Annotated in this window: 12 protein-coding genes; 9 read left to right on the top strand and 3 right to left on the bottom strand. The window is 61.4% G+C overall.

Annotated elements, in window-relative coordinates; genetic code table 11:
• Positions 1 to 260 precede the first annotated feature (260 nt).
• The 8 genes from cbl to ADK28_RS07580 all read left to right on the top strand — a co-directional run bounded on the left by cbl (position 261) and on the right by ADK28_RS07580 (position 9,927).
• Positions 261 to 1,214, top strand: coding sequence for an HTH-type transcriptional regulator Cbl (gene cbl / locus ADK28_RS07545; protein WP_004934716.1), 954 nt, complete (start codon positions 261 to 263; stop codon positions 1,212 to 1,214).
• Positions 1,215 to 1,388: 174 nt separating this feature from the next.
• Positions 1,389 to 2,957: an ABC transporter substrate-binding protein gene (locus ADK28_RS07550; protein ID WP_048795318.1), complete on the top strand. Its 1,569-nt coding sequence runs from the start codon at positions 1,389 to 1,391 to the stop codon at positions 2,955 to 2,957.
• Positions 2,957 to 4,012, top strand: a complete 1,056-nt coding sequence (locus ADK28_RS07555) for an ABC transporter permease (RefSeq protein ID WP_048795319.1) — start codon at positions 2,957 to 2,959, stop codon at positions 4,010 to 4,012. Before ADK28_RS07550 ends, ADK28_RS07555 begins: the two co-directional genes overlap by 1 nt.
• Positions 4,009 to 4,878 carry an ABC transporter permease gene (locus ADK28_RS07560; RefSeq protein ID WP_033640042.1) on the top strand — a complete coding sequence of 290 codons (870 nt, stop codon included), beginning with the start codon at positions 4,009 to 4,011 and terminating at the stop codon, positions 4,876 to 4,878. Before ADK28_RS07555 ends, ADK28_RS07560 begins: the two co-directional genes overlap by 4 nt.
• Positions 4,868 to 5,710 carry an ABC transporter ATP-binding protein gene (locus tag ADK28_RS07565; RefSeq protein ID WP_016927340.1) on the top strand — a complete coding sequence of 281 codons (843 nt, stop codon included), beginning with the start codon at positions 4,868 to 4,870 and terminating at the stop codon, positions 5,708 to 5,710. Before ADK28_RS07560 ends, ADK28_RS07565 begins: the two co-directional genes overlap by 11 nt.
• A complete protein-coding gene (locus ADK28_RS07570; protein WP_016927341.1) occupies positions 5,707 to 6,378 on the top strand; it encodes an ABC transporter ATP-binding protein in 672 nt (223 codons plus the stop codon). Before ADK28_RS07565 ends, ADK28_RS07570 begins: the two co-directional genes overlap by 4 nt.
• A 132-nt stretch (positions 6,379 to 6,510) precedes the next feature.
• Entirely contained in the window at positions 6,511 to 8,085 is a 1,575-nt protein-coding gene (locus ADK28_RS07575) for an ABC transporter substrate-binding protein (RefSeq protein WP_048795320.1), read from the top strand.
• A gap of 231 nt (positions 8,086 to 8,316) precedes the next feature.
• Entirely contained in the window at positions 8,317 to 9,927 is a 1,611-nt protein-coding gene (locus ADK28_RS07580) for a hypothetical protein (protein WP_048795321.1), read from the top strand.
• Here ADK28_RS07580 and ADK28_RS07585 read toward each other — a convergent pair.
• Positions 9,924 to 10,592, bottom strand: coding sequence for a prepilin peptidase (locus ADK28_RS07585; RefSeq protein ID WP_033640046.1), 669 nt, complete (start codon positions 10,590 to 10,592; stop codon positions 9,924 to 9,926). The two genes, ADK28_RS07580 and ADK28_RS07585, sit on opposite strands and share 4 nt — an antisense overlap.
• Positions 10,593 to 11,021: 429 nt before the next feature.
• Here ADK28_RS07585 and ADK28_RS07590 point away from each other — a divergent pair, with 429 nt between their 5' ends.
• Positions 11,022 to 12,533, top strand: coding sequence for a YchO/YchP family invasin (locus ADK28_RS07590; protein WP_048795323.1), 1,512 nt, complete (start codon positions 11,022 to 11,024; stop codon positions 12,531 to 12,533).
• On the opposite strand, the gene narL is transcribed toward ADK28_RS07590, so the two are convergent.
• Together narL and narX are read right to left on the bottom strand one after the other, a co-directional pair.
• Entirely contained in the window at positions 12,530 to 13,180 is a 651-nt protein-coding gene (gene narL / locus ADK28_RS07595) for a two-component system response regulator NarL (RefSeq protein ID WP_016927346.1), read from the bottom strand. The genes ADK28_RS07590 and narL overlap by 4 nt on opposite strands.
• A gap of 10 nt (positions 13,181 to 13,190) precedes the next feature.
• Complete coding sequence (gene narX, locus ADK28_RS07600) at positions 13,191 to 14,975, bottom strand: nitrate/nitrite two-component system sensor histidine kinase NarX (RefSeq protein WP_048795322.1); 1,785 nt, start codon at positions 14,973 to 14,975, stop codon at positions 13,191 to 13,193.
• Between the last annotated feature and the right edge of the window lie 252 nt (positions 14,976 to 15,227).

Below are 15,227 nucleotides of genomic sequence, written 5' to 3' on the forward strand. Positions count from 1 at the left end.
TGGGCCCTTTTTTATATCTAATGCCTCTATTTAATAACTTTATTTTGCATGATGACTTAAGTCGCTTTATTTGTGTGGTTATTTATCTCTTTATTTTTAAAGCCATTCATCATTTTCCCCCGTCCTCATCCCCCGAGAGCCACGATAAATAATTCACTTAGTATTAAATTGCATAAGTAAAGGTTATTTCTTATTTGTTCAGCCCCGCAGGACTCCGTATCAATATGGCAGACGCTACTGCAAGAAACAGGGAGACGGGGATGAACTTTCAACAATTAAAAATTATTCGCGAATCGGCGCGCTGCAACTACAACCTGACCGAGGTCGCCAATACCTTATTTACTTCGCAGTCCGGCGTTAGCCGGCATATTCGCGAGTTGGAAGAAGAGCTGGGCATCGAAATATTCATTCGCCGCGGCAAACGGCTGCTGGGCATGACCGAGCCCGGCAAAGAGCTGCTGGTGGTGGCGGAGCGCATTCTTAACGACGCGAACAACATCCGTCGCCTGGCGGATGTCTTCAGCAGCAACGATTCGGGGCAGCTGCATATCGCGACGACGCACACCCAGGCGCGCTATAGCCTGCCGGGGGTGATCAAAGAGTTTCGCGCGCTTTACCCACGGGTGCGGGTGGTGCTCAATCAGGGCAGCCCGGAGGAGATCGTCTCGATGCTGGCCGCCGGTGAAGCCGACATCGGTATTGCCAGCGAACGGCTGATGAGCGACGAGTCGCTGGCGGCGTTCCCTTACTACCGCTGGCATCACACCATTCTGGTGCCGGAAGGGCACGAGTTGACGCGGCAGCCGCAGGTGACGCTGGAGATGCTCAGCACCTTGCCGCTGATCACTTACCGCCAGGGCATTACCGGCCGCGCGAAGCTGGATGCGGCGTTCAAATCGGCGGGCCTGACGCCGGACATCGCGCTCAGCGCGCAAGATTCCGACGTAATTAAAACCTATGTCGAGCTGGGGTTGGGCGTGGGCGTGCTGGCGGACATGTCGTATGAAAAAGAGCGCGATCGCGGGTTGGTCAGCCTCAACGCCGAGCATTTGTTTGAACCCAATACGGTCTGGCTGGGCCTGAAACGCAGCCAGCTGCAGCGCAACTATGCCTGGCGCTTTATTCAGCTGTGCAACCCGACGTTGTCGCTGACCGAAATCAAAGACAAGGTCTTCTCGTCGCAGCTGGATGCGGTGATTGACTACCAGATTTAATCGATAGCGGCAGGCAATGCCTGCCGCACATGCTGCATCGCCTGCCTAATAATCAAAATCCCATCTATATACATAAAAAGAATATCTATAGTGATTTAAGTACCTTCAGCTGCCGATCGTGCTCGCATACACTCGCAAAATTATTATAAATTCCATCCGCTTGGAGAGTTTCAGATGAAAGCGCTCGTTCCTTCTTTGCTGTTTTTGGCCGTGGCGGCCAGCGTAAACGCACAGGCGGCGACGCCGGCCAACACGCTGGTGATCGCGCAATCTATCGATGACGTGGTCAGCTTTGACCCGGCCCAGGGATTTGAGTTAACCACGGTGCAGTCGTTCAACAGCCTGTATCAACGTCTGATCCAGTCAGATCCGCACAATCCCATCGATCTTAAACCAACCCTGGCCAGCAGCTGGCAGGCCGGCGCCGACGATCGCAGCCTGACTTTCAGCCTGCGCCCGGACGCCACGTTCGCCAGCGGCAATCCGCTGCGGCCGGAAGACGTGATCTTCTCGCTTTCACGGGTGGTTAAACTCAATCTCGAACCGTCGTTTATCCTGACGCAGCTGGGCTGGAACGCGAAGAACGTGGAGCAACACCTGAGCAAGGTGGACGAACATACGGTAAAAATCAGCTGGAGTGAGAACGTCAGCCCGGCCTTCGTGCTCAGCCTGCTGTCGGCGCCGGTATCCTCGATCGTTGACGCCAAAGAGGCGCTGGCGCACCAGCAGGGCGACGATCTGGGGCATCAATGGTTGAACAGCCACTCCGCCGGCAGCGGCCCTTACAAAATCCGCACCTATGTGCCGCACGAAGTGGTGGTGCTGGACGCCAATCCCGGCTCGCCGGAAGGGGCGCCGACGCTGAAAACCATCCTGATCAAAAACGTGCCCGATCCGGCGGCGCGCCGTTTGCTGATCGAGCAGGGCGATGCCGATATCGCCCGCAACCTGGGGGCGGACCAGATGGCGGCCCTGAAGGGTAAGCCGGGCGTCAAACCGTTGGCCATTCCTTACGCCTCGCTTTATTTCCTGCAGTTCAACGCCAAGGCGTCGCCGGCGCTCGGCAATCCGGCGTTCTGGGAGGCGGCGCGCTGGCTGTTCGATTACCAAGGCATCGCCGACGATCTGCTGAAAGGGCAATTCCAGAGCCATCAGACATTCCTGCCGGACGGTTATCTGGGCGCGCTCAAGGATCAGCCGTACAGCTTCAATCCGCAGAAAGCCAAAGAAATACTGGCCAAAGCGGGGCTGAGCAACGTCAGTTTCCGCCTGGACGTCAACAACCAGCCGCCGTATCTGGATATCGCCCAGGCGCTGCAGGCCAGTTTTGCCCAGGGCGGCGTGAAGGTCGAACTGGTGCCGGGCATCAGTTCGCAGGTCTCCACCAAGGTGAAAGCGCTTAACTACGATGCGACGCTGACCTCCTGGGGGCCGGATTACTTCGACCCTAACACCAACGCCGCCGCCTTCGCCTACAACCCGGAAGACGGCAGCAAGACGCTGGCCTGGCGCGCCAACTGGCAGATCCCGGCGCTGAGCAAGCTGACGCTGGCCGCCACCGCGGAAAATGACACCGCCAAACGGGTGGCAGACTACCAGCAACTGCAAAAACAGGTGCAGCAAAGCTCGCCGTTTGTCATCGGCCTGCAGGCGCGCAGCCTGATTGCGGTGCGTGACAACCTCAAGGGCTATGTGCAGGGCATCAACCCTGACATGGTGTTCTACAGCAAGGTCAGCAAGTAATGGCCGCTGACCTGTCCGCCGGCGCCGGGGCGGCCCGGCGGTATTGGCGCTGGGGCGGGCGGCTGCTCGGCGGCGCGCTGTCTCTGGCGCTGACGTTGCTTGGCCTGCTGCTGTTCACCTTCATGCTGTCGCACCTGGCGCCGATCGATCCGGCGCTGCAGGTGGCGGGCGATCACGCCAGCGAAGCCACCTATGCGCAGGTGCGGCACGAGCTGGGGTTGGATCAGCCGCTGCCGGTGCAATTTTGGCGTTACCTGGTGCAACTGGCGCACGGCGATTTGGGCATTTCGCGTATTACCGCGCAGCCGGTGTTGAGCGATCTGTTGCGCACCTTCCCGGCGACGGTGGAGCTGGCCACCTGCGCCATTATCCTCGGCGCCCTCGGCGGCATTACGCTGGCGTTTCTGGCTGTGCTCAAACCGGGCAGCTGGCTGGATAACGCGGCGCGTCTGCTGTCGCTGATCGGTTATTCGGTGCCGATTTTCTGGCTGAGCCTGCTCGGGCTGTTGCTGTTCTACGCCACGCTGCATTGGTCGGCGGGGCCGGGGCGGCTGGACGACATTTACTTGTACAGCATGGAGCCGCGCAGCGGTTTCGTGTTGATCGACAGCTGGCTGTCCGGCGATCGTGAAATGTTCTACAACGCCATCGGCCACCTGTGGCTGCCGGTGGTGGCGTTGGCGCTGCTGTCGATGGCGGGCATCACCCGGCTGCTGCGGGCGGCGATGCTGGAAGAGTGCAACAAGGAATACGTGACGCTGGCGCGTTCCAAGGGCGCCGGCCGCCTGCGCATTCTGCTGCGCCATGTGTTCCCCAACGTGCTGGGCACGCTGATCACCGTACTGTCTCTCTCCTACGCCAGCCTGCTGGAGGGCGCGGTATTGACCGAAACGGTGTTCGCCTGGCCCGGCGTCGGGCGTTACCTGACCTCGGCGCTGTTTGCTGCCGACACGCCGGCGATCCTCGGCGCCACGCTGCTGATCGGCGCCTGTTTCGTGCTGTTGAATGCGCTGGCCGACGCCTTGACCTATTTAGTGGATCCGCGAACCCGATGAGCCAATATCTCTCTGAACACGAACCGCAAAGCGAGCCGGTCGTCGGTTACCGCCGCGGTCGACGTCTGACCACGCTGACGCTGGGCGCGGCGCTGGTGGCGATCCTGATCGTCACCGCGCTGCTGGCTCCGTGGCTGGCGCCTTTCGATCCCAATCTGCAGCATATCGAGCTGCGGTTACTGCCGCCTTCCGCCGCACATTGGCTGGGCACCGACGGCTTTGGCCGCGATTTGCTCTCCCGCGTGATTTACGGCGCGCGGCCGACGCTGATCCTGGTGTCGCTGATTTTGGTGTTGACCATTCCCATCGGCCTGCTGGTCGGCATTTGCGCCGGTTACCTCGGCGGCTGGGTCGAGCGCATTTTGATGCGTCTGACCGACATTTTCCTGTCGCTGCCGAGTCTGGTGATCGCGCTGGCGTTCGTGGCGGTCATGGGACCGGGGCTGATGAACGGCGCGCTGGCGCTGGCATTGACCAGCTGGCCGGCCTTTGCCCGCCAGGCGCGGGCCGAAACCCTGGCGCTGCGCCGCAGTGACTACCTGGCGGCGGCGCGCATGCAGGGCATCAACGGGTTGCGGCTGATGGTCGGCCACATTTTGCCTTTATGCCTGCCGAGCGCGGTGGTGCGTGCGGCGCTGAGCCTGGGCGGCATCATCCTGTCCGCCGCCGGTCTGGGGTTCCTCGGCATGGGCGTCGCGCCGCCGACCGCCGAATGGGGGTCGATGGTGGCCGAAGGCAGTAAAGTGATTTTCGACCAATGGTGGGTCGCCGCCGCGCCAGGCGGGGCGATCCTGTTCGCCAGCCTGGCGTTTAACCTGCTGGGCGATGGCCTGCGCGACAAAATGGATCCTCGTCATGGGCACTGATAACACGTTATTGACCGTTGAACGGCTGGCGATCGGCGTGCCGGGGCCACAGCCGGCGGCGCTGGTGAAGAATATCTCGTTCAGCATGGGGCGGGAGCGGCTGGCGCTGGTCGGCGAGTCCGGTTCCGGCAAATCGTTGACCGCGCGTGCGCTGATGGGGCTATTGCCGCCGCCGTTGCAGCTGCAGGCGCAGCGCCTGACGCTGGGCGACGAAGACTTGACGCGCCTGAGCGAGCGCCAGTGGAGCCGCCTGCGCGGCGACCGGGTGGCGATGGTGATGCAAGATCCCAAGCATGCGTTGAATCCCAATCAGCCGATCGGCCGTCAGGTGGAGGAACCGCTGGTGTTGCATGCCAAGCTGAGCCGCGCCGAGCGGCGTGAAAAAGTGCTGGAGATGCTGGCGGCGGTGGGATTGCCCGATCCGGCGGCGCTGTGCGGCCGTTATCCGCATCAGCTCTCCGGCGGCATGGGGCAGCGGGTGATGCTGGCTATTGCGTTGATCAACGATCCGCAGCTGTTGATTGCCGATGAACCGACTTCGGCGCTGGATCACCAGATGCGCGATCAGGTGCTGCAACTGATAGACAATCTGGTGGCGCAACGCAACATGGGGCTGATCCTGATCAGCCACGATTTGCAGCAGGTGGCGCACCACTGCGAGCGGGTGCTGGTGATGTACAAAGGCGAGCTGTTGGATCAACTGCCGGCAGCAGAGCTGGCGCAGGCCACGCATCCTTATACTCGCACGCTGTGGGCGTGCCGGCCGAGCCGCGAGACGCGCGGCAAACCGCTGCCGGTGCTGGACCGCGCGCTGTTGGAGACGTTGAAATGAGCGTAATTGCACTGGAGAACCTGAGCGTCAGTCACCGCCAGGGCTACGAGCTGCGCACCGTGGTGCATGAGGTTAACCTGCACATCGAACCGGGTGAGTGTTTCGGGCTGGTGGGGCCTTCCGGCTGCGGCAAGTCCTCGTTGCTGTGGGTGCTGGCCGGGCTGAATGGCAGCTGGCAGGGCGGTTTTGAGCTGCTGGGGCGGCGGCTGCAACCGGGGCAGGCATTTACCGGCGAGCTGCGGCGCGAGGTGCAGATGGTGTTTCAGGATCCCTATGCTTCGCTACACCCCAAGCACCGGCTGTTGCGTACGCTGTCGGAACCGCTCAAATTGATGCAGGAAAGCGACATCGAACGCAAGATCAGCGCGGGCTTTCGCCAGGTGGGGTTGGATCCGCGCCTGCTGGATCGCTACCCGCATCAGCTGTCGGGCGGCCAGCGGCAGCGCGTGGCGATCGTGCGCGCATTGTTGCTGCGGCCGAAGTTGCTGCTGCTGGATGAACCGACTTCGGCGTTGGACATGTCGGTGCAGGCGGAGATCCTCAATCTGCTCAACGAGCTGAAACAGGCGGGCGATCTGACTATGGTGCTGGTCAGCCACGATGCGGACGTGATTGACCACATGTGCGATCGTTCGGTGGCAATGGCGCACGGCCGCATCATCGTTTGACCCAATGCCCGCCAATGCGGCGGGCATATCCATCTTGGTAATAAATAAAGCAATTTATCGTCGTTCTTCTGTTAATTCTTACCCCCTACACTCGAAAAACAACGCAACCGCGTGATTGTGGAGAGTGTATCGATGAAACGGTTAATCCCAACCTTATTGTATGGCGCGCTGGCGGCCGCTTTCGGTGTGCAGGCTGCCACCCCGCAGGATACCTTGGTGGTGGTCAGTTCGTTGGAGGGCATTATCAGCCTCGATCCGGCGGAGAGCTTTGAAACCGTCAGCTCGGCCAATCTGGTCAACCTCTATCAGCGCCTGGTGGCGCCGGATCGCGCCGCGCCGCAAAAGCTGGCGCCGGACGCCGCAGGCAGTTGGCAAGCGGGCGCCGATGGCCGCAGCCTGACCTTTACCCTGAAACCGCAGCAGCGTTTCGCTTCCGGCAATCCGCTGCGGCCAGAAGATGTGATTTTTTCGCTGGTTCGCGCGGTGAAGTTGAACAAGGCGCCGTCGTTTATTCTCGGCGAGTTTGGCTGGACGCCGGATAACGTTGAGCAGCAGCTGAAGAAGGTGGGAGATAACCAGGTGCAACTCAGTTGGCCCGCCAACATCGGCAGCGAATTGGCGCTGCGGCTGCTGACGGCGAATGTGGCTTCGATCGTGGATGAAAAGCTGTTGAACGAGCACGCGCAGCAGGGGGACTACGGTAACGCCTGGCTGCGCAGCCATTCCGCCGGCGGCGGCCCGTATCGGGTGAATAACTATGTGCCGCATGAAGCGCTGCTGTTTGGCCGCAATGAGTACGCCCCGTCGCCGGCAAGGTTGAAAACGGTGTTGTTCAAGAACGTCAGCGACGCCGGCACCCGCCGTTTGCTGTTGCTGAAAGGGGATGCCGACGTGGCCTACGATCTGGGCGCCGACCAGTTCGACTCACTGCGCAACGCGTCTGGCGTGCGCATTGAGCAGGCCGATGCGCCCCGGATCTATTACCTCGGTTTCAACACCGGCAGCAAAGGCAATCCGGCGCTGGGCAATCCGGCGTTGTGGCAGGCGGCGCGCTGGCTGGTCGATTATCAGAGCATCGCCGAGCAACTGCTGAAAGGGCAATATCGCGTGCATCAGGCCTTCTTGCCGCAGGGATTGGACGGGGCACTCGACGATCGGCCGTTTAAGCTCGACGTGGGCAAAGCCAAACAGATCCTGCGCGATGCCGGCATCGCTGAAGGTACGCGCATCGATCTTATCGTCATCAACCAACCACCGTATACCGACATCGCGCAGGCGCTGCAGGCCAGTTTTGCGCAGGCCGGGCTGCGGTTGGATATCCATCCGGTGGTAGAAAGCGATCTGTGGGGCAAGATGCGCGGCCGCGATTTTCAGGCGATCTTCACCTACTGGGGCGCCGACTACCTGGATCCGAACACCAACGCCAGCGCTTTTGCCTATAACGTGCCCGGTGGGCCGAAAACCCTGGCCTGGCGCACCCAGTGGGGCATTCCCGCCATCAGCGCGGAAACGCGCGCCGCGGCTGCGGAGGGGAACAGCGCCGCGCGCAGCGCACGTTACGTCACGTTGCAACGGGAATTGCAGGCCAGCTCGCCCTATGTGGTGGCGCTGCAGGGGCAAACGCTGGTGGCATTGCGGGACAACGTCGAAGGTGCCCGGCTGGATATCGCCAACAGCATGCTGTATCTGGATCGGGTCAGCAAGTAGCGGCAACGCCGCGCGCCTGGCCGAGCTTTCTGTCGCACCAAAGGCCAACAGCGAGTGAAATCGCTTGCTGTTGCCACCTCGAATCGCGAGATGTTGTGTCAGGGTGAAATAAAATGAAATTTCATAACGCGCTCATATGACGGTGATAGATTGGCACTGAAAGGCGGTGTTGTTTACGCCTTTCACCGCGGTCGTCCGCAATGATGCGGACACATCACGTCAGGAGATATTATGGACAATAACGAAAACGCTTCAGGAGCGCGCGCAGCAAGCTTGCTCGCCACCGGTGAGGTTGTTACGCCGGAACAGTTTTATCAGGACAGCGACGGAAGCAACTGGGGGCCGGCGATCAACAAAGCGGCGGCGGCGGCGCTGCAAGCCGGCGGTACGCTGTCCCTGGGGAAGCGGGTGTATACGGTCGCTGGACACGTACTCATTCAGACGACAACGGACATCTACGGCGGCATCGGTTTGCGGGTGGTCGGATTGGGGCGGGCGACCAAAATTGTCAAGACTGCGGACAGCAGTTACACCAACGAACAGGGCGAAACGAAGAAAGCGGTGATCGTGGTGAAAGGCTTCGCCAATCTGACGCTGCACGGCTTGACGCTGCGGGATGATACCGGCGTAGATGACACCCACGGCGTGTGGTTCAGCGATCGCAACATGACGAAGTTTGATATTCGCGACATCTACACCAAGGTCGGCGGTTATTCGCTGTTTGTCTCGGGCGACATGTTCATTAACTGGCTGGTGAACGTGCAGATGGAGGCAAACGCCAATCGCCCGGGCGATGGGGTGCTGTGGATGGACAAGTCCGGCACCACCAATTTTATAGACGGCCTCTACGCCGCTCGCGCCAAGGGGACTGCGTTCAGAATTTCAGGGTTTTACTCTACTATCGGCTCGTTGGCTGCGGATGACTGCATCGGCGATATCTACTCTTTCAAAGATTTTAACGGCACGATCAATTCGTTGGGTTGCGAGAACCGCAATACGCAGCGCGCCGCCAATGTCAGCGTGTTGTCCACCAACTTTGCCCAGGGCACGATAGGCAATATCAATATCCAGGACGCGCAGAATGTGGAGAGCGGGGGCGTGTTGTGCCGATTCATCAACGAATCTCGTTGGGATATCGGTCAGTTGACTCTTTACAGCGGTTCTAAGACGCCTTTCCCGGCGGCGATCGCCGCCTGCAGCAACAATACCGAGGTAACCTTCAGTAACGTATACAACGGCGGCGTCCCGGTGGCCGGCAAAAGCACCGTCGATGTGACGTCGTTTTTAAGCGGGGTCGAAGCGATGTACAGTCTGGGCGAGCGGGGAATTGCCCCTTCCGCCACCAGCAACCATTTGCCGCGCAATATCTCGAAACAGCAATCGTGGACTTTTTTAGGCACCCTGACCGCGCCGGATCGGCAACCTACAACGCGCATTACTCTTCAACAGGGCGTAAGCACCAAGGTGCTGGCGTGCGATTTATATATCACGTTCGATCTGTCTTCGCAGGCGACCGCCTTTGTCGTCAATAAAGGCAGCTATAGCGCGAAAGGCGCCTTTATGTTGCGGCGCACCGGGCCGTTGAGCTGCGAAATATATTACCGCGTCGAGAAAGATTTCGGCTTTGGCAGTTATCAGGTGCAGACTACGCGCGGCAGTTACTGGCGGCCGGACGGCGTTTCATTGAGCACGCCCCCCTCCGATGCGTTGGAAATCCGCAGCGATGAGGTGTTATCCACGACCAGGCTCGCGGTGATCCAGCCACTGGCCAATCCGACAACGGCCAGCACGGCGGAAGTGGCCGGATTGCTCAATCGGCTGATCGAGACACTGAAGAACTAACCGAATAACGCCGGCGCGTTCTGGCCGGCGTCCATCAAGAGCAACAGCCAGCCGGCGGCCGCCAAGGCGATGCCGAAAGGTTGCCGCGTTCGCCAGGCGCGGCGGTTGCGTCGGCCGCGGGTCAATGCCATGCCTAATCCGAACATGGCCGCCAGACAGACCAACAGCGGCAGCATCGTCCAACCGAGCCAGGCGCCCAGCGCCGCCAGCAGTTTGAAATCACCCTGGCCGATGCCGTCACGCCGCCGCACTTGCCGATAAAGCGCGTTGAGTAGCCACAACCCCCCGTAGCCGGCGGCGGCGCCGATAACCGCGTCGCTCAGCGTCGCCCAGCGAGCGTCAAGATTGCACAGCATCCCGCCCCACAGCAGCGGCTGGGTCAACCGGTCCGGCAGCCACCGGTGGCGCCCGTCTAGCCAGGCCAGGGCGATCAGCAGCGCCGCGGCCGGCGGCAACCACAGCCGGTGCGCTGCCGGCAGGTCGAAGGGCAGCGCCGTCAACGCCAAACCGAAGGCCGTCAGCAGCAGGCTGCGGCGGCGCAATCTCGGTGGGCTGGCGCGCACGGCCACCGTTCGCTCCAACCGGGTGATGAGCGCGAAGGCGACCATACCTGCCGACAGCAGCGCGGTGAAAAACAGCGCGGGCCACAGTAAGGAAAGAAACATCGAGACTCCGTCAGTCGTGAAATAGATGTTTAAAATAACGGCAAAATGCGTATTTCATCGGGGTGAAATGCGGTGAGTGGTGAGGAATGCGCAGTCGTACGCATCGCCACTTCACGTATTGCAGAGTGATGCAATGTCATGCGCGGAGGCGCGCAGCAGTGGGGTGTTGCGTTGTTTATCGGCAAAATCGGCGCTGAAATAGTGTGAATTCACCTGGTGGCCGGAATGGATCGGTAAATGGCGTAAGTGACGGCGTCACTGGGGAGCGATTGGGGTTTATCCTATTGTTTCTGTTCGTCAAGCCGTTAGGCTTTAAGGGAGAGGCGCCCCGGCCTTGATGGGGCGTAGGGTATCCAGATCTGCCGCGGGAAAGGCGACAGCAAAGCAGTGGGTTGGCACGCTCCAGGAGGGAGGGTGGCCAACGGTGCCATGAAAGACGAAATTCAGGCGGGACTCATCAAAACCAAAAAACGACTCTGGCACAGCCGCCAGACGGTGTGGCTGACCGGGACGCTGGTGTGGCTGGCCGGCGCGGCGCCCGCATGCGCCGAATCCCCGCCGGCGCCGGCGAGCGTTGTCTCTTCCGAACCGGCCGCCGCAGATCCGGTCGCGAATTTGCCCGAACTGGGCGGCGCGCCCGATGACGCCGCGCGCGAGAAGCAGTGGGCCGAGATGGCCAAGCAGTTCGGCGAAAAAGATCTGAATAACGTTTCCCGTCAGCAGATGCGCAGCCGCGCCGAGGATTATCTGCTGGGCCAGGCGACCGGCGCGCTGCAACAGCAGGCGCAGGCGCTGTTGTCGCCGCTGGGCACCGCCCGGTTATCGCTGAAGATGACCGGTGAGGGGGACTTTACCGGCAGCAACGGGCAGTTATTCAGCCCGCTGTACGACGTCGACGGATTGCTGACCTATAGCCAGATCGGCTGGTTGCAGCAAAGCGCCGGGGCGCTCGGTAATTTCGCGCTGGGGCAGCGCTGGATCGCCGGTGACTGGCTGCTGGGGTACAACACGGCGCTCGACAGCGATTTCGCCCGGCAGCGCAATCGCGGCAGCGTCGGCGCGGAGGCCTGGGGAGACTACCTGCGTTTCTCCACCAACTATTACTACCCGCTGTCGGCGCTGGCGCAACAGCCTGGCGATGGCGTGTTTTTCAGCCGCCCGGCGCGCGGTTACGACATCACGACGCAAGGCTATCTGCCGTTTTATCGCCAGATCGGCGGTTCGCTCAGCTATGAACAGTATCTCGGCGATAATGTCGATCTGTTCGGCAGCGGCAAAAAACAAAACGATCCGCGCGCGATGCAGCTGGGGCTCAATTACACCCCGGTGCCGCTGGTGACGATGAAGGCGCTGCATAAGATTGGCGCGGGCGGGCAGAGCCAGGATCAGGTCGAGCTGGCGCTGAGCTATCGGCTCGGGGTGCCGTTGGTGAAGCAGATTTCGCCGGAGTATGTGGCGCAGGCCAAGTCGCTGCGCGGCAGCCGCTATGATCCTATCGAACGCAAGAACGTGCCGGTGCTGGAGTTCCGCCAGCGCAAAACGCTGCAGGTGTTCCTGGCCACGCCGCCGTGGAGCCTGCAGGCGGGGGAAACCGTGCCGCTGGTGTTGGAAATCAAGGCGCTGAACGGCATCGCTCACGTCAGTTGGCAGGGGGATACGCAGGCGCTGAGCCTGACGCCGCCGCACAACGCCAACGATCCGCAGGGCTGGACGGCGATCGTGCCGCCGTGGGACGACGCGCCGGGCGCCGCCAACAGCTACCGGCTATCGGTCACGCTGGAGGACGATAAACAGCAGCGCGTGACGTCCAACTGGATAGAGCTGAAAGTGGCGCCGCCGCTGACGGCGACCGCCGGTGATGAAGCGGGCCTGCCGCCGATCAAAACCCTGACGCCGCCGCCGATCCCGGCGCAAACCGGGCCGCTGTACGGCGGCGATTAACCGTTTTTACCCTGCAGCACCCACACGGCGGCCTCGACGCGGGATTTGAGCTTCATCTTTTTCAGCAGGTGTTTGACGTGCACCTTGACGGTGCTTTCGGTGATGGTGAGGCGGCGGGCGATCAGCTTGTTCGGCAGCCCCTGGGCGATCAGCTTCAGGATATCCCGTTCGCGCGGCGTCAATTGCTGAATATCGCGATCGGCGCTGGGGCGGTTTTCCCGCAGGCTGGCGGCGAGGATCGGCGTCAGCGTTTCGCTGAGCACCATCTGCCCGGCCGCCGCCTGATGCAGCGCCTTCAGCAGATCCTCCGGCTCCATGTCTTTCAACAGATAGCCGTCGGCGCCGCGTTTGAGCGCGCTGACGACGTCGTCTTCATGGTTGGACACGCTGAACACCACAACGCGCCCCGACAGGTCGGTCTGGCGCAGGCGATCCAGCGTTTCCAGCCCGTTGATGCCGGGCATGTTGAGGTCGAGCAGGATCAGATCCGGATCGTGCTGCTCCGCCAGCGTGACCCCTTGTTCTCCGTTGCTGGCTTCGGCGATGACCTGCAGGCGAGCGTCCATGCCAATCAGCTGTTTTACGCCGTTGCGCAGCATCGGGTGGTCGTCGATCAGTAAGATTGTGGCGGCGGTTTCTGTCGTCATGGTGTCTCCGTTAGTCGATGGCGTGGTTATCCGGCGTGAAGCTGACCCGCACCTCGGTGCCGCCGCCGCTGCGCGGTAAAATGTCGCAACGGCCGTGCAGGCTCTTGGCGCGATCGCGCATGATGATCAAGCCGTAATGGTCGGGGCGAGACGTCTCGGCCGGCAGGCCGCGTCCGTTGTCGCATACGCTCAGGGTCACTTCGCCCCGTTTATTGATGACCTGAATGCTCACCTCGCTGGCGGCGGCATGCTTAAGGATGTTACTGAGCGCCTCGCGGGCGATCTGCAGCAGATGAATGGCCTGATAGGCGGGCACCGTGCGCGGCCCCAGTTGGTAATCGAGGCTGATGTTCAGGCCCAGTTTGGGATTGAACTCCGCTACCGTCGATTGCAGCGCCGCCAGCAGGCCCGGCTCGGTCAGCTGCAGGCGGAAGGTGGTCAGCAGCTCGCGCAGCTGGCGATAGGCGCCGTTCAGCTCTTCGCGCATCTGCTGCACCAGCGCCTGGCTGGCGGGCGAGAGCGTTTCGCCCTGCATCTGCAGGCAGGCGATCTGCATTTTCAGACAGGAGAGCGATTGGGCGATGGAGTCGTGCAGCTCGCGGGCGATCGCCGCCCGTTCTTCCATCAACATCAGCTGCTGCTGGTGGTCTACCTGACGTTCGATGGCCAGCACGCTGGTCAGTTGCTCCACCAGAGTGTTGACCAACTGGCGGTGCTCATCGTTCAGCGGCTGTTGCGGTGCATGTTGCGCCACGATCACGCCGTAGTCGCCAAGCTTGTCGCTCAGGCTCCAGCTCAGCGACGGGCTGTCGGGATGCTGGCGGTCGCTGTCGTGCAGGCAGGCGCTGCACACCGGATTATGGCAATGCTCCGGCCGCAACGGCTGGTTGCCGCTCAGCTGCAGCAGCGGCTCCCGGCTGTCGTTTTCATACAGCCGCACCTGAATGGCGCGCAGCGGCGTCAGGACTTGCAGTTGGTTGAGCAGCGGCGTCAGGCGGCTGCACAGCGGCTCGCTGGCGTGCAGCAGGCGGCTGGCGCGATAGAGAAAGCTCAGCATCTGATTTTTTTGCTGCAGGTCGGCGGTCTTCTCGGCCACGCGCTGCTCCAGCCCGCTGTAGGTGGCCGACAGCTCGTCGGACATGGTGTTCAACGCGCCGCCGAGCGACGCCATTTCATCCTGATGGCCGCGCTGCGCGAAGCGGCGGCTAAAATCACCGCGGCCCACCGCCAACGCCATTTCCACCAGCTGTCGCCACGGATGCAGCAACCGGCGGCGCAGGTAGCAGGTAGTGCCTATCAGCAGCAGCAGGGTCAGCGCGATAAAGCCGGCCTGCACCAGCGTCACCATCAGCAGGCGGCGCTCGGTTTGCCTGTCGATATCCGACACCAGCTTATCCAACAGCTGCACGAAATGCGCCACCTGCGGCGCGGCGTCAGCCGGGCGCTGCGCGCTGCGCAGGCGAGGTTGCAGGGTCTGTTGCCAGTAGTCGCGCAAGGCGTCGAAAGGTTGCGTCAACCCTTCCTGTTCCACCGAACGCTGCAGGTCGGGGCTGTTTTCGTCGCGCTCCAGTTCGCGGATCAACGCTTCATGCCGTTCATCCAGCGGCACCTGCGCCAGCAGACGGTAGCTTTGCATACGCAGCGAGCCGGCCTTGTTGATGGCATGCGCGTTGCCCTGAATGCTTTGCGACATCCAGGCGGAAATCCCCATGCCGGCCACGCCCAGAATGCCCGATAGCAACATCAGCAGGGCGACCTGATTCACGATCGAAAGCGGGGCCAACAGGCGTTTCATAAGCGCGGGTTCCTGGCATTTGGCGCCGCTGAAGCTCAGGGGCGAAGGCGGCGACGGGGTAAACAAGTAACGATTCAGCCGTATTTTTGATTATCCCTGAGCATAACCCCATACCTCGAATGAAGTACCCATTAGTTTCCAGGGGGGCGGCGAAGCGGTGAGGATGACGAAGTACTTCATTCTAATTTATTGATTGTAAATGATTTAATTTTTATCCGGAACGTACCCCTAAGGGGATGAAGGCGCTATTTG

Source organism: Serratia sp. 506_PEND (genome assembly GCF_001076875.1).
GTDB classification, from domain to species: Bacteria; Pseudomonadota; Gammaproteobacteria; order Enterobacterales; family Enterobacteriaceae; genus Serratia; species Serratia marcescens.